The sequence below is a fragment of the Streptomyces sp. NPDC053755 genome, assembly GCF_040677675.1.
Taxonomy (GTDB): domain Bacteria; phylum Actinomycetota; class Actinomycetes; order Streptomycetales; family Streptomycetaceae; genus Streptomyces.
The window spans coordinates 63,700-83,408 of the sequence record NZ_JBFASK010000013.1 but is presented as its reverse complement, the minus strand read 5'-3'; the positions used below and the strand labels follow the sequence as shown (position 1 = coordinate 83,408).

The 19,709-nt window shown below is 73.6% G+C and carries 15 protein-coding genes; 9 read left to right on the top strand and 6 right to left on the bottom strand.

The features are described from left to right. The first annotated feature begins 198 nt into the window (after positions 1-198). Positions 199-711, top strand: coding sequence for a GNAT family N-acetyltransferase (locus AB0K65_RS15360; protein WP_365716514.1), 513 nt, complete (start codon positions 199-201; stop codon positions 709-711). A gap of 9 nt (positions 712-720) precedes the next feature. Here AB0K65_RS15360 and AB0K65_RS15355 read toward each other — a convergent pair whose 3' ends face one another. Both AB0K65_RS15355 and AB0K65_RS15350 read right to left on the bottom strand, forming a co-directional pair. Beyond that, complete coding sequence (locus AB0K65_RS15355; protein WP_365716512.1) at positions 721-1,257, bottom strand: NUDIX hydrolase family protein; 537 nt, start codon at positions 1,255-1,257, stop codon at positions 721-723. Between the two features lie 210 nt (positions 1,258-1,467). Further along, positions 1,468-2,610, bottom strand: coding sequence for a PP2C family protein-serine/threonine phosphatase (locus AB0K65_RS15350; protein ID WP_365716510.1), 1,143 nt, complete (start codon positions 2,608-2,610; stop codon positions 1,468-1,470). 211 nt (positions 2,611-2,821) lie between these two features. Between AB0K65_RS15350 and AB0K65_RS15345 the strand changes: the two genes are divergently transcribed. Together AB0K65_RS15345 and AB0K65_RS15340 are read left to right on the top strand one after the other, a co-directional pair. Next, on the top strand, positions 2,822-3,475 hold the full coding sequence (locus AB0K65_RS15345; protein ID WP_365716508.1) for a TetR/AcrR family transcriptional regulator: 654 nt from the start codon (positions 2,822-2,824) through the stop codon (positions 3,473-3,475). 57 nt (positions 3,476-3,532) lie between these two features. Next, complete coding sequence (locus tag AB0K65_RS15340) at positions 3,533-3,826, top strand: YkvA family protein (protein WP_365716506.1); 294 nt, start codon at positions 3,533-3,535, stop codon at positions 3,824-3,826. Positions 3,827-3,967: 141 nt separating this feature from the next. Here the strand turns inward: AB0K65_RS15340 and AB0K65_RS15335 are convergent, their stop codons facing one another. From AB0K65_RS15335 to AB0K65_RS15320, 4 genes are all read right to left on the bottom strand, one after another. Next, on the bottom strand, positions 3,968-5,197 hold the full coding sequence (locus AB0K65_RS15335; RefSeq protein ID WP_365716504.1) for a cation:proton antiporter: 1,230 nt from the start codon (positions 5,195-5,197) through the stop codon (positions 3,968-3,970). A gap of 262 nt (positions 5,198-5,459) precedes the next feature. After that, entirely contained in the window at positions 5,460-6,719 is a 1,260-nt protein-coding gene (locus AB0K65_RS15330) for a VWA-like domain-containing protein (RefSeq protein WP_365716679.1), read from the bottom strand. 104 nt (positions 6,720-6,823) lie between these two features. Further along, positions 6,824-8,140 carry a MoxR family ATPase gene (locus AB0K65_RS15325; RefSeq protein WP_365716502.1) on the bottom strand — a complete coding sequence of 439 codons (1,317 nt, stop codon included), beginning with the start codon at positions 8,138-8,140 and terminating at the stop codon, positions 6,824-6,826. A gap of 136 nt (positions 8,141-8,276) precedes the next feature. Next, on the bottom strand, positions 8,277-9,926 hold the full coding sequence (locus tag AB0K65_RS15320; RefSeq protein WP_365716500.1) for a hypothetical protein: 1,650 nt from the start codon (positions 9,924-9,926) through the stop codon (positions 8,277-8,279). 378 nt (positions 9,927-10,304) lie between these two features. On the opposite strand from AB0K65_RS15320, the gene AB0K65_RS15315 reads away from it, so the two are divergent. From AB0K65_RS15315 to AB0K65_RS15290, 6 genes are all read left to right on the top strand, one after another. Beyond that, a complete protein-coding gene (locus tag AB0K65_RS15315) occupies positions 10,305-10,661 on the top strand; it encodes a phage holin family protein (RefSeq protein WP_365716499.1) in 357 nt (118 codons plus the stop codon). 263 nt (positions 10,662-10,924) lie between these two features. After that, on the top strand, positions 10,925-12,037 hold the full coding sequence (locus AB0K65_RS15310) for a serine/threonine-protein kinase (protein WP_365716497.1): 1,113 nt from the start codon (positions 10,925-10,927) through the stop codon (positions 12,035-12,037). Between the two features lie 127 nt (positions 12,038-12,164). Then, complete coding sequence (locus tag AB0K65_RS15305) at positions 12,165-12,515, top strand: PRC-barrel domain containing protein (protein WP_365716495.1); 351 nt, start codon at positions 12,165-12,167, stop codon at positions 12,513-12,515. Positions 12,516-12,926: 411 nt separating this feature from the next. Beyond that, positions 12,927-14,531: a TROVE domain-containing protein gene (locus tag AB0K65_RS15300; RefSeq protein WP_365716493.1), complete on the top strand. Its 1,605-nt coding sequence runs from the start codon at positions 12,927-12,929 to the stop codon at positions 14,529-14,531. A gap of 131 nt (positions 14,532-14,662) precedes the next feature. After that, complete coding sequence (locus AB0K65_RS15295; RefSeq protein WP_365716491.1) at positions 14,663-18,397, top strand: S8 family serine peptidase; 3,735 nt, start codon at positions 14,663-14,665, stop codon at positions 18,395-18,397. Between the two features lie 128 nt (positions 18,398-18,525). Next, entirely contained in the window at positions 18,526-19,527 is a 1,002-nt protein-coding gene (locus AB0K65_RS15290; RefSeq protein ID WP_365716489.1) for a transcriptional regulator TrmB, read from the top strand. Positions 19,528-19,709: the final 182 nt, after the last annotated feature.

Genomic DNA, 19,709 nt, shown 5'->3' with positions numbered 1-19,709 from the left:
TCCGGGAGCCGCCGCACGCCGCCCTCCCGCCCTCGGCGCCCGGACGGCCACCGGGCCCTCGTCCCCCGCGGTCACCGGACCTTCGGCACTCTCGACACGTCCCCTGCCGTTGCTGTGGAGTGGCGGTGAGCCACCGGAACGTACCGGGCGCCCCCGTCCGGTCGGGGGCGGCCGCCGACCGCCATGGAAGGAGCGCGGATGGACATCCGAGACTGCCGGGAGGAGGACCTCGACGTCCTGGAGAGCCACATCCCCTCACCGGGGCGCACACTCCGTCACGCCAAGCGGTTCGAGAGGCAGCGGCGAGGTCTCGCCACCTTCCTGGTCGCCTGGTCCGACGGCGTCCCCGTCGGAACCACGCAGATCCTGTGGCAGGGCTGCGACGCCGCCGCGGTCCAGGCCCGCCATCCCGCCTGTCCCGAGGTGAACGGCCTCGTCGTGTGGCCGCCCCGCCTGCGGTCCCGGGGCATCGGGTCGGCCCTCGTCCACGCCGCCGAGGAGCGGGCCCGGCGGCACGGCCGTCCACGGATCGGCCTGGGCGTGGACGACCGGAACCACCGCGCGGCCGCGCTCTACCTACGCCTCGGCTACCAGGAGACCGGGTGCCACTACCTGGACCGCTACCACTACCTCGACGCCGACGGGGTGCGGCACGAGGTCGCCGACGCCTGCCGGTTCCTCGTCAAGCCGCTCGTCGCCCCGCCGGACTGACCCCGCCTCTCAGTAGGACTGCCCCACGTGCGCCAGGGCCTGCTTCAGCAGGACGGCGTGGCCGCCCGGCATCTCGTTCTGCACGGCCGCGGAGGCGGCCTCCCGCGGACTGAACCAGACCAGGTCCAGGGCGTCCTGCCGGGGACGGCAGTCACCGGTCACCGGCACGATGTAGGCCAGGGACACCGCGTGCTGACGAGGGTCGTGATAGGGGGTGACACCGGCGGTGGGGAAGTACTCGGCCACCGTGAAGGGCTGGAGGGAAGCGGGCACATGGGGCAGCGCCACCGGACCGAGATCCTTCTCCAGGTGGCGCAGCAGCGCGTCGCGGACCCGCTCGTGGTGCAGGACGCGGCCGGACACCAGGGTCCGGCTGATCGTTCCGTCCGTACCGATCCGCAGGAGCAGTCCGATGCTGGTGACTTCGCCGGTCTCGTCCACGCGTACGGGAACGGCGTCGACGTAGAGGATGGGCATCCGTGCCCGAGCGCTCTCCAGCTCGTCCCCGGTCAGCCATCCGTGCGTGGTCTCGGTCATGTCAGACATCGCCTGATCATACTTTCCGGACGGTCCTCCGCCCAGATCATCGGCCCGCCAGTCGGAACGGAGTTCCGGGCACGCCGACGAGGGACTTCGCCACCGGAGGCGATCGGACGCCCGGGGCCCGGGGACAGCGCTCGCTCCGGGCCGGCGGGCGACGCCCCGGACGGCCGCCACCCTCCGGTGGGCCGGCCGTCCCCACCCGGCGACGGGTTCTCACGGGGTGGGGGCGGGATCGAGCCGAGGGGTGCGGTGGACGGCCACCGCGGCCGCGTCGTCGTTCAGGTGTCCGCCGACGTGGGCCGTGAGATCGGTGCGTACGTGGTCCAGCAGCGGCTCGGGGGCGGCGCCGGTCCACTGGGCGACGCGTTCGGCGAGGGGGTAGAAGGAGCCGTCGGGTGAGCGGGCCTCGATGACGCCGTCGGTGTAGAGCAGGAGCGTGTCGTCGGCGTCGAAGGCGAACGTGTCGGGGGTCGGGTCGGTCCTGGGCAGGTCGCACATGCCCAGTGGGGGCTCGGCGTGGCTCGGGGACAGCGGGGTCACACCGTGCCGGTTCAGCAGCAGGGGCGGCGGATGCCCGCAGTTGATCATCCGGGTGACGGGGTCGTCGTCGGGGATCTCGACCATGAGGGCGGTGACGAAGTGCTCGCCGAGGTCGTCGGACTCGGCGTGGGGGGCGTGTTCGGCCAGGTACCGGCAGATGCTGTCCTCGAGCGCGCCGGCGAGTTCGGCGAGAGTGGCCGACCGGTGAGCGGCCTCGCGGAAGGCGCCCATGATCACGGAGGCCTCGCCGATGGCCGTCATCCCCTTGCCCCGGACGTCGCCGATGAGCAGGCGGGTGCCGTACGCGGTGCGGGCCGCCGCGTACAGGTCCCCGCCGATCTGCGCTTCGTCGTCCGCCGCCCGGTACACCGAGGCGATCCGCAGGGGGCCCATGCGGTGGGGCAGCGGACGCAGGACCACGCGTTGGGCGGCTTCGGCCACGGAGCGGGCCTTGCGCAGTTGACGTCCACGGCGCTCGCGCTGGTGGCAGAAGACGACGATGACCGTCGAGAGCACCGCCAGGGCCGCGATCTGCACCTGGTGGTTGGTCGAGAACAGCTCGTCCCGGTCCCGCAGCAGCGCGATGACCACCTGAGCCGCCACGGTGAGCGCGCCGACCAGACCGGTCAGCCAGGCGCCCGCGAACCAGGGCGTGATGGCGGGGGCGACGATCAGCAGGGGCCCCAGATGGATGTCTCCCGGAGCCAGGACGTCGACGACTGTGATCACGACGATCAGCCCGAGCGGGATGACCAGCAGCCCGTGACCCGATCGCCAGAGCCGCCTCGGATCCGTCACGCGTCGCCGCAGGTCCACACCCCCACTCTGCACCAGTCGCGACGCGGCCGCAGAGCGGCGCTCCGGGTGCCGGGCGCCCGGTTCCCCTGTCGTTCGACGGACGAGCCGGCATCGCTAGCGGCACACGCTTTCGTGAGAGGCTACAACCACCGCCATAGGTCAACAGCTACGTAATAGCCCCTCCCGAAATCGTCGGGGTGTATGGGCCCGGCCGAGGAAGGAGGCGCTCGTGGCGCGGACGGACGCGAAGACCCCGCGGGAGCGCTACCGCGCCCAGGTGCGCGAGGAGATCAAGGAGCACGCCTGGGACCAGATCGCCACGGCGGGAGCGTCCGCGCTCTCCCTCAACGCGATCGCCCGGCAGATGGGCATGAGCGGACCCGCGCTCTACCGCTATTACGCCGGCCGCGACGAGCTGATCACCGCACTCGTCCGGGACGCGTACCGCAGCCTCGCCGCCACCCTCCGCACGGCCTCCGCCTCCGGCGCCGACCTCGCCGGGCTTGCCCAGGCCCTGCGCGGCTGGGCTCTGGAGGACCCCCAGCGGTACTTCCTCGTCTACGGCACTCCGGTCCCCGGGTACCACGCCCCCGAGGACATCACCGCCATCGCCTCCGAGATGATGGCCCTCCTGCTCGACGCGTGCGCGGCGCTTCCCCCGGAGGGTCCCACCACACCGTTCGGCGCACACCTGGACGGCCACCGGGCATGGGCCGAGGGTCACCCCGCCCCGCCGGCCGCACTCCACCGGGCCCTGGCCTTCTGGACCCGGCTGCACGGAGTCCTGTCCCTGGAGCTCGCGGGTCACTTCACCGGCATGGGCTTCGACCCCGCCCTGTTCTTCGCGGCGGAACTCGACGACCTGCCGCCCCACCCGGCCTGACGGCCGCTCACGGCCTCCGCCGACGTCTCAGCCCGTCGAACGGGTAGAAGAGGACCCATGGACAACTCCCTCTGGCTCGTGGTGGCCGCGGTTCTGGCGCTCGCGGTGGCCGCCTGCGCGGCCGTACTGCTCGTACGCGTCTTCCGGGCACGCAGACTGCTCAGGGACTCCGGTGTCCCGTTGCAGTCCAAGGCGCTGTTCTGGACCGCGGTGATCTACACGGTGTCGCCGGTCGACCTGCTCCCCGACCCGGTGTACCTGGACGACGTCGGCGTTCTCCTGGTGGCGCTACGCGCGCTGCACGCGGCGGCGGCCAGGAGCGGGGCCGACCGCAAGGAGCTGCCGGGCTGAGCGCCCCTCGGCCGAGCACCGACGCCCGGCGGAGCGAGCGGGTGCGCGGGCGGGACGCCGTGCGGGGGCGGGGCGCACGCGGGCGGGACGCACCGCGTGGGCGGCTCGGACCACGCGCGCGCTCGCCGAGCCGGAGACCGGTCAGGCCACGCGCTCCGGCTCGGATGACGTGGCCCGACGGCGGGCGTAGCGGCGGCCGAGGGGCTCGGCGCTCAGGCCGTGCAGCACGATGCTGATCATGACGGTGATCACCATCACCCGGGAGATGAAGCCGCCGCCCTCCTCGCGCAGTTCGACCGCGGCGAGGAGGCCGAAGACCACCGAGGTCACACCCCGGGGCCCCATCCACCCCAGGAAGAGCCGGTCGCCCAGGGACAGATCCGTACCGATCAGGGCGAGTATCACGGGCACCATGCGCACCAGCGTGACCGCCAGGAGCGCGTAGAGGATGACAGTGAGGTGGAAGCCGTCCCAGAACTCGTCGTTGACGATCTGTCCGAACAGAAACCACAGGGCGAGCGTCAGCAGCGTGACCAGGTCGTCGGTCATCTCCACGGCGTCCCTGGGCAGATGCCTCATCGCCGGCGCGATGCAGACGCCCGCCACGAAGGAGGCGACGAATCCATTGCCGCCCAGGGCCGACGACAGGCTGTACGCGGCGACGGGAACGCTCAGGACCCCCAGCCTCGTCGCCGCGGGCTGCGTCCAGCCCTTCGCCCAGGCCAGGCGCAGCAGCCGGCCCGCCACCGTACCGACGAGCGATCCGGCCAGGACGGCCCAGGCCGCCGATCCGACGGCGTCGAGGACGGCCTCGGCGTAGTCGCCGCCGCCCGTGTGGGCCTCCCCGGCGGCGGCGACGCACAGCAGGAACACCGGTGAGACGATGCCGTCGTTGAGGCCGCCCTCGACGTTGAGCACCTCGCGCAGCCGCGCCGGGATCCGCTTGTCCCGCACGACGGCCGCGGTGGGCGCAAGGTCGAGGGGGACGACCACGGTCGCCAGCGCCGCCAGGATCCATCCGGGCTGGTCGGGGAAGAAGACGAGCGCGGTGAGGAAGGCGGCGCCCAGGGTGAGGGGCAGCGCGCCGCCCACGAGGCGGGCGACGACGCTCCTCTCCCGGCGGATGACTCCCGAGGGAACCTCGGTCGCGTCGACGAAGAGCAGCAGCGCGAGGACGACCTCCACCGCGTGTTCGAAGCCCGCCATGTCGCCGAAGTCGAAGACGAGAGGCGGGTCCGAGCCGCTGGTGAGGGCGATGCCCGCCGCCATCATGGCGATCGGCGCGGTGATGCTCCACCGGGCGAGCCGGTGCGCGAGGACGCACCAGGTGAACAGAATGCCCGCGATGACAGTGACGGCAAGCAAGAGCATCCGCGCTTTCGAAGGGGTCTTCCGCTACAGGCGCAGACTAGAGCGGATACCGCGCCGACCCGCGCGAGCACGCCGACGCGGGGCCGCCTCACCCTCGTGCGGCGGGCCGCGCTCCGGCACGGCGACACCGGGGAGGCCCGGGCCGCGGCGGCTCGGGGGACGCCGGGCGGCTTGGGACGCCGGGCCCGGTGGGCCCGGTGGGCCCGCCGGATGGCCAGGCGGCCGGATCCGGCGGGCCCGTCAGATGGCCGGCGTCCAGGTGTCAGGCGATGGTGACGACACGTGCCCAGGCGGGCGGCGTGTCGGGGACGTAGTCGGGGTTCTCTTCGTCCACGGCGCGGGCCGGCCGGGGGAAGAGACCGACGACGGTGCGGCAGGGCGGCTGCGCGGAGGGCCAGGGCGTCTGGCCGTCCGTCAGGGCGACGATCACGTCCGGACGTGGCCGGGTGCGGAGCGCCCGGGCGAACCCGGAGCGCAGATCGGTTCCGCCGCCCCCGACCAGTTCGAGGTTCTCCGCACGGCAGAGCGGCACGGCGACACCGGCCGCCGCGTCGCAGGAGATCACCGAGACCAGGTCGCGCCGCCCGCCCACGGCCCGCGAGATCGCCGCCACCTCCAAGAGCGCGCCGCCCAGCTCGGCGTCGCTCACCGACCCGGAGGTGTCGATGACCACGCACACCCGGGGCGGCGTGCGGCGCAGGCTCGGCAGCACCACCCCGGGGACGCCGGCCGAGCGCCGGGACGGGCGCCGGTAGCTGTGGTTCTCGCCCACCCCGGGCGCTCCCGCGGCCGAACGGATCGCGGCCCCCAGCAGCCGCTTCCACGGCTGCGGCGGATGGAACGCCTCCTCCGCCCATCGGCGCCACCCCTCCGGCGCGTCACCCGGGCGGCCCTTGATGCCCTCCGCGACCCGGAAGCGGACCGCGTCCCGCTGCTGTCTGCTCAGCCCGTGGGCTCCGTCGGGCCCCAGCTCCCAGGGCCGTTCGTGCCCGTCGGCGCCGCTGCCGCAGTCCAGCCAGGCCAGGTCGGCGGCGAGTCCGGACATCGACGCCGTGCGCAGGTACTCCTCCATCAGCTGCCCCTCGGGCAGCCGCAGCAACGACGGCATGACCGCCCCGGTGGGCCGGGGCAGACCGTCGCCGTAGATGTCGTCGTTGATCTCGAAGTCGGCGGCGATGTTGCGCCGCAGGCGCTCCCCCGGTCCGTGTTCGCCGTGCTCGCTCGCGTAGCGCTCGCCCCGCCCGTGGTGATCCCGGAGCAGGTGGGAGACCTCGTGCACCCAGACCCCGGCAAGCTCCTCGACCGGAGTGGACGCCACGAAGCCCGGGGAGACGTAGCAGCGCCAGTACGCGTCGACCGCCATGGTGGGCACCGACCGGTCCTCCACCACGTGCAACGCGAAGAGCGCGGCCGCCAGATAGGGACGCACCGTGACCGCGTGCAGCCGGGCGGCCAGCAACTTCTCCCTGTCCAGCGGAAGTCCGGGCGCACCGCCCGGCCGGCCCGGGCCGGCCGGCGGCATCGGCACGGTGGCCCGCACCGGACGGGGCGGCGGGGGCGGGGACATCGGGCGTGGAAGCGGGGGCGGGGACGTGCGGTACGGCGCCGGGGGCCGTACGGCCCTCGTCATCGGCGCGCCCGCGTCACGCGCCCGGCGTCGGCCGCCGCTGCGCGTCCGACCGACCGGTCCGCGCGCCGGGCCAGATCGATCACCCCGGCCAGCCGTTCCACCGCCGCCGGGATCTCCCAGTCGTCGCGGCGCAGCGTGGCGAGCACCGTCGCCGGGGCGACGAGCAGATCCGGGGCGCCCGTCTCCAGTGCGCGGACGAGCACGGCCCAGCCCGCCTCCCACCGCTCCCGTTGCGGGCGCGCCCCGACGGCTGCCACCACCGCCTCCAGCGCCGCCTGGCGCAGATCACCGCGCTCCGGCAGTTCGGCGCGGGACGGATCGGCCAGCAGCGACTCGGGGTCCGGCAAGTCCATCCGGTCCAGATGGGCGAGGAGTTCGAGGCCCGGGCCGTCCCCCACCGCTCCTCGGACCAGCAGCGCCAGCACCTCCCGGGAGACGGACGCCGCCGTTCCGAAGGCCAGCAGGGTCAGCGCGGCCTCCCAGCTCCGGGGCGAGGGCCACGCGCCCCCGCGCCGGGTCTCGGTGGTCGGCAGCCGGTGGATCAGCTTCGGCCTGGCCTCCAGGAAGCCGCAGACCGCGCGCCGGGCGAAGGCCACCGCCTCCGGCAGCCGGTCGGGGGCGAGCCGGGGCAGCTCCGCCCGGGGCCAGACCCCTCCCAGTCCGCGTACCACCACCTCCCGGTCGTGCACCCAGTGCAGATGCACGAAGCGGTTGGCCAGCGGGGGGCTCAGCTCCCATCCGTCCGCCGCCGAGGCGCGCGGGTTGGCGGCGGCCACGATCCGCACGCCCGGCGGCAGCTTGAGCGTGCCGACCCGCCTCTCCAGGACCACCCGGAGCAGCGCCGCCTGGACGGCGGGGGTGGCGGTGGAGAGCTCGTCGAGGAAGAGCAGGCCCCGCCCGGCGCGGACGATTTCCACGGCCCACTGCGGGGGCGCCATCGGTACTCCCCGTACCGCCGGGTCGTCGCCCACGATGGGCAGTCCGGAGAAGTCGGACGGCTCGTGGACGCTGGCGATGACGGTCGTCAGCGGCAGGTCGAGGGAGGTGGCGAGCTGGGTCAGGGCCGCGGTCTTGCCGATGCCCGGTTCGCCCCAGAGCAGTACGGGCAGGTCGGCGGCGACGGCCAGGGTGAGCGCTTCGAGCTGCTCGTCGGGGCGCGGCTCGGTGGTCGTCGTCCGCAGGAGCCCGAGGAGGTCGTCGGCCAGGGTGAGACGGGTGCCGGTTCCCGGTGCGGCGGCGGGTACGGGCCTCACGGCCGTCGGGTCGGCGACCGAGGCGGGGGCCGGAGTGGGCATGAGGGTGCTGGAGGTCATGGGGCATCACCTGAGGGGGATCGGGGAACGGGGCGAGCCGTCCCGGACGTCGCGGGGTTAGGAAGCGCTCGACGCGCGGTGTGCGCGGCGGAGTTCGGGAGGTGGTGTGGAGGAGGTGTTCAGGAGGCGGAGCCGGTCACCGGGACAGGCCGGTGCGGGGCCGGGTCAGGCTGCCGCGCTTGCGGCGCATCACGAGGGGCGTACGGCGGTCGAGCCGAGGACGGTGGCCCGCCTCGGCGGGCGAGGCGCCCGGGGCGTTCCCGTCCCCCGCCGTGCCGCCACGCGCGCCGGCGGCGGGGTGCTCGGGGACCAGCCCCGCCCTGAAGAGGCCGTGGTCGACGCGGCGGGCCGCGGCCGACATCAGTTCCTCCCGGAGCGGACCGTCACGCAGGACCGCGCCAGGGCCGAGGAGCCCCACGACGACGGCCAGCGCCCCGGAGACATCGCCGTGGCCGAGCCGTTCCCTGACCGCGGGCAGGGCCTCCGGATTGCGGTGCACCGCGTCGATCGCCCGCAAGCAGGGCAGCGCGGGCCCGCCGAGCGCCACCAGCAAGGCCTCCCTGCGCAGGGTGACCCGGTCGTGGTCGACAGCGGTCAACACGCCGTCCCGCAAGGCGATCCGGTGGACCTCGCCCCGGCACTCCACCCGGTGCGGATCACCGGTCGTGTGGACCGGGCCGGAGGCCGGTGCCACGCCGGAGACGACGACCGGGCCGGGCGAACCCACCGAGCGGGACGCCGCGGCGGGGACGGATGGAGCCAGGGCCCCGCCGACGAGAGGGTGCAGCCGCTCCGCCGTGATCAGTCCGGCGCGCAGCAGCTCCAGATCGGGGAGGGTCCGGGCCGCCGCTTCCGGCAGCAGCGGAAGCGCCGCCACCTCCTGGGGCGGCAGCGACTCCCGCGGCGGCCGGAGGACCGGGGCGTGGCTGTCGTCGGGGCCGACGAGTTCGAGCACGGCGCGCCGTCGGGCGCCGAGCCGTACGGTGAACGCGCCGCGCGGACCGCGCCCTTCGGACCGCAACAGCGACTCCGCCTCGGCCGCCCATCTCGTGACCGCCCAGGGGGCGCCGAGGAGAGCCGGCGCCGGGAGCGGGCCACCCGGGTCCGACAGGCCGAGTACGTCGCACACGTCGGGTACGTCAGGACGGTCGGGTACGCCGAGCGGACCGGGTACGGTCAGCGGCTCGCGTATGTCGGCACGGCCGGATGGTGCCGTCGACGGCGGTGGTCCGTCCGCGCCGCTCCGCCGGGCCAGGTCGCCACTGCGCGCCGCGTCCCAGAGATGCCGGTGCAGGTCGAACCGGAAACGCCGCTCGGGATACGGATGCGGGTGGATGTGCGAAGCGCGGCCGGGAACGTCGTACCCGGAGCCGTCCCACACGGCGAGCGACATGCGCTGTCCGGCGTCCGCCCAGGCCGGCGGTGTGCGCACCACCAGGCTCAGCGGCGCGGCGTCGGCACCGCCGTAACGAGCCAGCGTCAGGGTGAGACCGGGCCGGAGCCGTCCGTCGGGAGCGATGCGGGGCATGTGCCAGCGGAGCAGATCCGGCGCCAGGCGACGCAGGTCGGCACGGAGCCGGCCGGCGAGATCGGTGCCGTGGCGGTCGGCCACGGCGCGCAGATCGAGATCGACGTCGATCCGGGCGGCGGCGCAGGCCCCCGCCCAGTCACCGACCGCACGCCGTGCGGTCGCGGTCTCGATCATGGACGGCGGCACGGCGTACTCGCGCACGCGCCGCCACATCAGAAGGCGGGTCGGAATCCCGTTCGCGAAGTGATGTGCCATCAGCACTCACCTTGTGCGAACGAGTCCCCCAATCGGTACGAGGAGAGGTTCATCATCTCCGGCATCGTAGCCCACCGCCGTTCGATCCCCCAGGGGGTTTCGGCCGGGTGATCGAACGGCGCTCGACGGGCGGTGGCCCCCCGCTGCCCGTGACCGCGCGCGCCGTTGATCGTTGAGCACGGCGAAGCGAACACCGCTTCCTCCAGGGGTCTCTCACCGCCATGGGAATCCCGACCGGCCCCGCCCGCGCTCACGCGCCGGCGGGGCCGCGTCCTTGGGCGCGGGACACCGCGGCCCAGGCGAGACCTTCCGGACACGAGCATGGGGGCCGGGTCGAAGCCCTCGCGTACACGGCCTCGTCAGGGGTACCGGGAAGACATGCAGGCATTGTCACGCGATGTGATCGAGATGGTCCGTGAGGACGTCGACCAGGTGAAGGCGGAGTGGGTGGCCGCCGTGTCCGAGGGGCGCCGGGGCACGGCCGCGCTGGGGGCCGGCGGGGTGCTCGGAGTGCTCGCCCTGCTGGCCGCGCACGAGTCGGCGGTGCGGGCGCTGGAGCGGGTGTGGCCGGCGCAGCGGGCGGCCGGGGCGCTCGCCGCCGTGTACGGCATCGGCGCCGCGACGTTCGCCGGCTACGGCTACGAACGACTGCGTCGGGCCCGAGCCGCGTCGCGGGAGGCGCTGGCGGTCTCGCTGGACACGGTGAAGGACGTGGCCGACGAACTGGCCGACTGACGCGCTCCCCCCGCTCGCAGGACCGTCCCCAACCAAGGTCGCGAGCAGGCGAGTCGACGACTCTCTCCGGAATTTCCGGCCCTCCGCGGATGTTGTGGGGCTCAGGGGGCACGCGTACTCCGTGCTCGCACACGGGTGGATCCGCGGGCGGGCCGCACGGCGTCCGCCGCTGCCCCGGCGCTCACGGGCCACGCATCGGCCCGGCCTGGACGTACGTCCGCGAGCGGACAGCGGAAGGTGACAACGGAATCCAGGGAGCACAGATGAAGGTCCGCGCGTGGTCGGTCCGACCGGATCTCCGGCTCACGGCTCACGTGGTCGCCGGCCGCTACCGGCTCGACGACCTGCTGGGGCGTGGAGGTGCGGCCGACGTGTACGAGGCGCTGGACCTGAGACTACGGCGGCCGGTGGCGGTCAAGGTCTTCCGGCCCGGCAGCGAGTCCCAGACGGAGGAACGCTTCTACGGCGAGGGCCGTCTGCTGGCCCGGATGCGGCACCCCGGCCTGGTGACCGTGTACGACTCCGGCGAGGACGACGGCCAGCCCTTCCTGGTGATGCAGCTCGTCGAGGGGACGACGCTGCGGCGGCGCATCGCCACCGCCCCGCTGGCACCTGCCGACGTCTCCCGGGTCGGCTCCGCCCTGGCTTCGGCGCTCGCCCATGTGCACGAGGCCGGTGTCGTCCACCGCGACGTCAAGCCGTCCAACATCCTCCTCGACGGGGCGGGCTCGCCCTATCTGACCGACTTCGGCATAGCCAGGCTGCTCGACACCACCACCGCCCACACCACCACCGGCACTCTGGTGGGGACCGCGGCCTACATGGCCCCGGAGCAGGTGCTGGGCAAAGGAGCGGCGCCGGCGTCCGACGTCTACAGCCTCGGGCTGGTGCTCCTGGAGTCACTGAAGGGTGAACTGGAGTACCCGGGCACGCCGTTGGAGGCCGCACTGGCGCGGCTGCACCGGCCGCCGGTCCTTCCCCCCGGTCTCCCGGCGGATCTGGTCGAGCTGCTGGAGGCCATGACGGACGCGGACGGGACCAACAGGCCGGACGCCCAGGCCTGCGCACGGAGGCTGGCCGCCATGGCGGACGCGGAGGCGGGCACCCGTAGGCCGCCGTGCCGGCGTGGCCGTGCCCGCACGGGTGGCGCCGGGCTCGCGCTCGCGGCGGCGCCGGGCGAGGAACCGTCGCCCCCGAACTCCCCTCCCCCGGCCTCCGCTTCCCTGCGCTCGGGCCGCGCCCTGCTCGCCACCGGCACGGCACTGGCGGTGCTCGGCGTCACGCTCACCGGCTCGATCGGCGCTGCGGCGGACTCCGTTGCGCGTTCCGAGATCCTCCGGACCGCTCCCCCCTCCCAGACCGACGGCCGGGGCTGACGGCGCCCGGGCGGGGTTCGACCCGGCGGCTCGGCGGGTCCCGCGGTGTGAACCGCCCGCGCCGGGCAACAAGGAGAGTCAGCACGGGCCGTGGACTCCCCGCGGGCCCCGCAGGAAGGAAGTGGGCATGCTCCCCGACATCTGGTCCTTCTCCGAGACCGCGACCCACGCGGCCGACATGAACCTGACCGGATTCCAGGTCGAAGCGACGGACGGCGGAATCGGAAAGGTCGACAAGCACTCCGCGGACGTCGGCTGCTGCCACCTGGTCGTGGACACCGGACCGTGGATCCTCGGCAAACACGTCGTGATCCCGGCCGGCATCATCACCGCCGTGGACAGGGCGACGGAGACCGTCTTCGTCAGCCGCACGAAGGAGCAGATCAAGGACGCCCCGGAGTTCGTCCCGGACGAGCCGGACACGGACGGACAGCACCGCATGAAGTTCGCCGACTACTACCTGGCGTTCTTCCGGTAGGCACCGGGACGCCTCACAGGAGTCCCGCCGGCGCCGGATCCCCCGCCCGCCCCGACGGGACTCCTGCGTCCCGCCGACGTCCCGTTCCGCAATCCGGTGCGGCATCGAGCGCGAGGACGGCGTCCCGGACGCGGCGGCAGGCGTGCTGTCCGCGGGGGGGGCGGAGAACAAATCACTGGCGCGCGGCCGGCGGCCCGCATACCGTGGCGGTGCGACCGCGCCCCCGGTGCGCTCGGCTGCGGCTCCTTCCTCTGACAACCAAGTGACGCCGCAGCCCCCTTGATCTCGGAGGCGCGGCCGCCCTTCGCCCCGTCCGTCGTCGGACCTCCCGGCCGGGGCCCTTCGTTCCTCTGGATCCGGGGGGATTCACTGCCTCGTCACGCCCAGCGCGTCTCCAAGATCTGGCCGGAGATGCTCGTCGCCCCGCACATCTCGGCGGCGGCCCGTACCGCGCCCGCCCCGCCGAGGGCCCACCACTCGCCCGCCGCGCCGCCCGCCCTGACCTACGAAGGCGGCCCGGCCTTCGTGCGGGAGCCCCGGGACGAACTCTTCCTGCTGGCCGTCGGCAACTTCGTCTCCCAGCGGACCTTCTACGAAAGCGGCCAGGAGCGCGACGACCGCTACGCCCGGCTCGTGGGCACGCTCGCGGTCGACGACCCCGAGTGGACGGCCGGCCTGCTGCGCTGGCTCCGTAGCGAGGGCAACATGCGCACGGCGTCCCTGGTGGGCGCGGCCGCGTACGTCCGGGCCCGGCTCCGGGCAGGGGCGTGCGCGGGCCCTTCCAACCGGTCCGTGATCGACTCGGTTCTCCAGCGCGCCGACGAGCCCGGCGAGTTGCTCGCGCACTGGACGGCTGCGTACGGGCGGAAGGTACCGCAGCCGGTGAAGCGGGGCGTCGCCGACGCCGTGCGCCGCCTCTACTCGTCCCGGTCGCTGCTGAAGTACGACACCGAGTCCCGGGACTTCCGCTTCGGCGACGTGCTCAACGTGGTGCACGCCTCCCCCGCCCCGGACAAGCCCTGGCAGGGGGCGCTCTTCCGCTACGCCCTGGACCGCCGGCACCATCCGGAGCAGGCCGTTCCGCCGGCCGCCGACCGGCTGCTCACCGCCCGACGGGCGCTCAGGGAGCTGCCGGTGGCCGAGCGGCGGGCCGTCGTGACCGGACCGGACGGCGCCGAGCGGCTCGCCGAGGCGGGCATGACCTGGGAGGCCCTGGCGGGCTGGCTCCACGGACCGCTGGACGCCGCCGTGTGGGAGGCCGTGCTCCCCTCGATGGCGCCGATGGCGCTCCTGCGGAACCTGCGGAACTTCGACGAGGCCGGAATCTCCGACGAGGCGGCGGCCCGGGTGGCCGAGCGCATCTCCGACCCCGTGGAGGTCTCCCGGTCGAGGCAGTTCCCTTTCCGCTATCTCGCCGCCCACCGGCACGCGCCGTCGCCGCGCTGGAAGGCCCCGCTGGAGCGGGCGCTGGGCCACTCGCTGGGCAACGTACCGTCCCTGCCCGGCCGGACGCTGATCCTGGTGGACCGGTCGGACTCGATGTTCTGGGACACGGTCTCCGAGCGGTCCACGCTGACCCGGGCGGACGCGGCGGCCGTGTTCGGTTCCGCGCTGGCCCTGCGCGCCGAGCAGGCGGACCTGGTCGAGTTCGGCTGGTCCAGCAAGGTCGTGCCGTACCGGGCCGGAGAGCCGGTCCTCGAGATGGCGGAACGCTTTCACCGCCTCGGCGGCACCTCCACCGCGACGGCGGTCCGCACCCACTACAGCGGACACGACCGGGTCCTCGTCGTCACCGACGAGCAGGCGTCGCCTTACGGCCCCGGCGGGCCGGCCGAGCCGGTGCCGGAGGACATCCCGGTCTACACCTGGAACCTGGCGGGGTACCAGCCCGCCCACGGCCCGGCGGGCCCTCACCGGCACACCTTCGGAGGGCTCACCGACGCCGCCTTCCGGATGGTCGGTCTCGTCGAGTCCGGCCGCCGCGCCGCCTGGCCGTGGAGCGCCGACCCGGCCTAGGGCGGAACCGTGGGCGTCCCTGTCCGGTTTCACTGGATTCCGGGGATTCGCGGCTGGCAAGTGTCTGCCATGGCGAGGACTTGCCGCCGACCTGCCTTCACCCCGGCGCCACCGGCCGATAGACCCATGGCATGTTCTCCCCCTCGCACTCATCCGCCTTCGGGCGCAGAGGCCGGCGACTGCTCTCGGTCGCCGCCGCGGTGCCCCTGCTGGCATCAGGGCTCGCCGTTCTGCAAGCGCCCGCACAGGCCGCCCCGAGCAAGCCCACCGTTCCCGCCAAGCCGTCGGCCACCCACAAGGTCACCCTGGTCACCGGCGACGTCGTCACGGTCACCACGATGGCCGACGGCAGGCAGACCGCCGACATCGACCGGCCGGACAGCGCCGTCGGCGGCGTGAAGGTCCAGGAGGTCGGGGGCGACCTGTTCGTCGTCCCCGACGAGGCGGTGCCCCTGCTGGGCACGGACAAGCTGGACAAGCGGCTGTTCAACGTCACCGACCTGATCGAGATGGGCTACGACGACGCGCAGTCGGCCGCCGTGCCGCTCATCGCGACGTACGCCGCGGCGACGAACCGCGCGGCCGCCGAGCCGACGGCCCCCCGGGGCAGCAGGCTCACCCGCAGGCTCCAGGGCATCCGCGGGACAGTGCTCAGCACGGAGAAGCGGCAGGCCCGCACCTTCTGGACCGCCGTCGCCCCGCGGGGCAGCGCGACGCTGGGTGCGAACGTGGAGAAACTGTGGCTCGACGGTCGCGTGAAGGCCAGCCTGAAGGAGAGCGTGCCGCTGATCGGCGCGCCCGAGGCGTGGGCGGCCGGCTACACGGGCAAGGGCGTCAAGGTCGCGGTGCTCGACACCGGAATCGACGTCAACCATCCCGACTTCGAGGGCCTGATCGACGGCACCGCCAGCTTCGTGCCGGGTGAGGCCGTCACCGACGTCAACGGGCACGGCACCCATGTCGCGGGCACGATCGTCGGTTCGGGCGCCGCGTCCGGAGGCGGCCACAAGGGCGTCGCCCCCGACGCCGACCTGTTCGTCGGGAAGGTGCTCGGCGGCAAGGAGGGCTACGGCCAGGACTCCTGGGTCATGGCCGGCATGCAGTGGGCCGCCGAGTCCGGGGCGGACGTCGTCAACATGAGCCTCGGCGACTCCTATCCGACGGACGGCAGCGACCCGATGTCGCGGACGGTCGACGCGCTCTCGGAGCGGTACGGCACGCTGTTCGTCATAGCCGCCGGCAACGCGGGCCCGGAGACCGTCTCCGCGCCGGGTGCCGCCGCCTCGGCGCTGACCGTGGCGGCCACGGACAAGGAGGACCGCCTCGCCTCCTTCTCCAGCACCGGCCCGCTGGCCTTCAGCGGCGGCATGAAGCCGGACATCGCGGCGCCCGGCGTGGACATCACCGCGGCCCGCTCGCGGGAGATGACCGACGGCGGTGAGGGGCTCTACCGCACCATCAGCGGCACGTCGATGGCCACCCCGCACGTCGCAGGAGCGGCGGCGATCCTGGCCCAGCGGCACCCGGACTGGACCGGCGCACAGCTCAAGGAGCACCTGACGAGCACGGCGAAGGGCCTGGACGGCGGGTACTCGCCGTACGAGGTCGGCACCGGCCGTCTCGACGTGGCCGCCGCCGTGCGCACCACGGTCCGCGCCACCGGATCGCTCTACTTCGGCAACTACACGTGGCCGCACCAGCCGAGCGACGTCGCCGTCGCCAAGGAGCTGACCTTCACCAACACCGGCACCGCCGACGTCACGCTGGACCTCGCGCTGACCGTCGAGGACGGGCCGTTCACGCTCGGAGCGGACAAGGTGACCGTCCCGGCGGGCGGCACCGCCGCCGTGCCGGTGACCGGCGACCCGCAGGCCGCCTCGGCGGGCCGGCACGCCGGCTACGTGACCGCCACCGACGCGGTCACCGGGCGGCCGGTGACCCGCACGTCCGTCGCGCTGCTCAAGGAGGAGGAGCGCTACGACCTGAGCATCAAGCTGGTCGGCAAGGACGGCAAGCCCGCCGCGGGCTGGGTCGGCATCAACCTGGCCGGCGACGTCTGGCCGTGGAACGTCTACGTCGAGGGCTCGACCACGATGCGCATGGCCCCCGGCCTCTACACCGTCGCGGGGTACCTCGACGTGGCGGGCGAGAGGGCGGACCGCTCGGGTGTGGCCGTGCTCGTCGATCCGGAGACCGTGCTCGATGACGGTCCCGCGGAGGTCGTGCTGGACGCGAGCAAGGCCCGTCTGCTGCGGACCGAGGCGCCGCAGCTCACCGAGGACCGCCAGCGCAAGGTGGACTTCAACGTCCACTACGAGGGCCTCGACCCGTACCTGGACTACCGCAGCGCCTACGTGGTGCCGCCGACGTACGACGATGTCTATGTCGCGCCGACGGAGGCCATGAAGCGGGGCGATTTCATGCTGATCACGCGCTGGCGCAAGGGCGAGCCGCAACTCGCTCTGAGCGCGCTGGGCGGCCGGCTTCGCTTCGAGGCGCGGGTGCAGGCGGGCAGCGCGCTGGGCACGTCCACGGACAGGCTGGACACCGTCTACGCGGGCGACGGCGCGGCGGCCTCGTACGGGAACGTCGAGGCCGAGGGCAAGGTCGTCGTCGTCGAGCGCAGCGACGAGGTCTCGCCCCAGGAGCGCGCCGAGACCGCGGTAGCGGCCGGTGCGAAGGCGCTGATCGTCGTGAACGACGGTGTCGGCACCCTGATGGAGTACGTCGGCGAGTCGGCCATCCCCGTCGCCACCGTGCACCGCGACGCGGGCAAAACCCTCCTCGCGATGGCCAAGGCCGGCTCCGGCCCCCTGACCGTGACGCAGACCGAGTACACGCCGTACGTCTACGACCTGACCCGGGACTACCCCGGCCAGGTCCCGGACCGGGCCCTGGTCTACAAGCCCGCGAAGGACGACCTCGCCCGGATCGACGCGCGCTACTACGCCGCCGCCGGCGGCCGGTCGGCGGAGGGCTACCGTTCCGACTTCACCCTCAGCCCGTCCTTCAACTTCCCCGAGCCCGAGTGGCACCCGGGCACCCGTACCGAGTGGGTGACCCCGGGTCAGGTGTGGAGGGAGTTCCACACCCAGGGCACCGACGGTCCCCTGCCGTGGACGATGGTGTCGGGCGACAACACGTACGCCAAGGGCGGCACCACCCGGCTGGACTGGTTCGCGCCGGTCACCCGTCCCGCCCAGAGCGAGTCCTTCGGGGTGTACAACTCCCGCTGGCGGAACCACATGACCTGGAACGTGCAGGCGTGGGCCTCGGCCAGCGACACGATGCGTCTCGGCGGCTACCTGCCGTGGGGTGAGACACCGTCTCATCTGCGCGTCTTCCAGGGTGACACGCTGATCCACGACAACCCCGTCAGCGGGGACATGCAGTGGGTCGAGGTACCGGCGGGGAACCTGCCCTACCGCGCCGTGCTCGACGTGGAGCGGCCCGGTGACGTCTTCCGGCTGTCGACGCGTACGCACACCGAGTGGACGTTCATGTCCGACACCGTCGACGCGGACTTCTTCGAGCCGTTCTCGGTCCTGAACCTGGACTACGAGCTGGAGACCGACCTGCGCGGCGACGTCAAGGCCGGCACGACCCAGCGGATCAGGCTGGAGCCCGTGTCGATGGACCTCGGCACGGTGCCGGGTTCCGTGACCTCGGTGACGCTGGACGTGTCGTACGACGACGGCGCCACCTGGCGGAAGACGGCCCTGGCCAAGGGGGCCGACGGCTCCTGGACGGGATCGTTCAGGGCGGCCGGGAAGCCGGGCGGCTACGTCTCCCTCCGCGCGAGCGCCGCGACGGACAGCGGCTTCGGCGTGAAGAACGAGATCATCCGGGCGTACGGCCTGCGATGAACCGTCCCGTCGGGCCCCGGGGAGACGACTCCCCGGGGCCCCACCCGCTCCCACCAGGGACTATCCGGAATCTGCCGCCATGGCCCATACTCTTCCCGCTGCGACAAGCGGAGGAGAGTCGGTCGCCGATGCTGGATGTCCTGGGCCTCGACCCCGACGCCGAACACGTCTACCGGGCGCTGCTCGGACGGCCCCACTCCCCCGCCGACGCGCTCGCCGACGCGCTCGGCCTGCCCCGGGCCCACGTCGACACGGCGCTGGCCCGCCTGGTCGGCTGGGGCCTGGCGACCAGGTCGGCGGACGGCCGGTTCACCGCCGCCCCGCCTGCCATGGCGCTCGGCGCCCTCATCAGCCAGCGGCGGGACGGTCTGCGCAGGGCCGAGCAGGCTCTGGTGACCTTCGCCGAGGAACACCGGGCGGCGATGACGGGGAGCAGCATCAGCGATCTGATCGAGGTGGTCACGGGTGTCGACGCCATCCGTCATCGCTTCCTCCAGGTACAGCAGGCGGCCCGCACGCAGGTCCGCAGCTTCATCACCGCGCCCTTCGTCGCCCTTCCCCCCGACGAGAACACGGCCGAGCCGGCGGCCATCGGCCGTGGCGTGCAGTTCCGGGCGGTCCTCGACCGGGCCGTCCTCGGCGAGCCGGGCATCGTCGACGACGCGATCGACGCGCTGGGCAAAGGCGTGCGCCTGCGGGTCGCCGACGAGCTGCCCATGAAGCTCGTCCTGGCCGACGCCGACCTCGGTCTCGTGCCGCTCGCGGTCACCCCGGACGGCGAGCCCGGCGCCGTGCTCCTGCACCGCAGCGGGCTGCTGGACGCGTTGGACGCCCTGTTCGAGACGGTCTGGCGTGCCGCGCACCCGCTGGAGCTGTCGGGACTGTCGGGCAGCGGCGGAGAGCCGGCGCCCCCCGTCGAGCTGGGCGGGAGCGGTCCGAGCGAACTCGACCGCAAGATCCTGGCGCTCCTCCTGGCCGGGCTGACCGACCTGACCGCCGCGACCCAGCTCGGCCTGTCGCCGCGCACGCTGCACCGGCGTCTGCGCCACCTCATGGACATGGCCGGAGTCCGGACCCGGATGCAGCTCGGCGGCCACGCCGTCCGGCACGGCTGGGTGGAGCCGCGCTGACGGCGTGTTCCCACCGTTCCGCGGCCCGTGGCGGGCCACACGCGTGTGACGGTGCTGCCCCGTTGTGCCGGGACTCGGCCCCCTCACAGGGCCGGAGGCCGCCAACTCGGCTCTTCTGGTGGACGTTACGCCATGAACTGATCACACTGTGAAGGAACTGTGTCGGATACCGGGGTCGTTGG